The sequence below is a fragment of the Sagittula sp. SSi028 genome, assembly GCF_048553715.1.
Lineage (GTDB): Bacteria > Pseudomonadota > Alphaproteobacteria > Rhodobacterales > Rhodobacteraceae > Sagittula.
Genome location: NZ_JBLZNC010000058.1, coordinates 1 through 381, shown reverse-complemented (window position 1 = coordinate 381; position 381 = coordinate 1). Strand labels below are relative to the sequence as shown.

General features: G+C 50.9%; 1 rRNA gene. It reads right to left on the bottom strand.

The annotated features are described in order from the left end of the window. Positions 1–85: ribosomal RNA gene (locus ACN5AZ_RS18750) — 23S ribosomal RNA — on the bottom strand; the annotation flags it as partial. Positions 86–381 lie beyond the last annotated feature (296 nt).

Genomic DNA, 381 nt, shown 5'->3' with positions numbered 1-381 from the left:
TCCCCATGACTTATCGCAGAGTATCACGTCCTTCATCGCCTCTTGCTGCCAAGGCATTCACCAAACGCCCTTCTCGCGCTTGATTTGATCCAGTAAGAGCAAGGTTTGTGACTGCGCTGGTTCGTGCAGCCCCCTGGCTGAAGACAAGGTCGGCAGACCTCCTCTTCCTCTTACCGGAAAAAGCATACTTTCCCGCCCGGACGTTGTCGTCCGGACTTGGTTTCAAGATCGCGTTGAGCGATCTCAAAACCATGTCATTCGTTTTGGCTCTGCCAAAAGAATGACTGGTTAGTGTACTTGACTTGGACAACAATTGCTCGTTTGCAGCAGGGATATTCCAAAAAAGCCGGCTAGACCTCTTTGCAACCTCTTCCGAAGAAG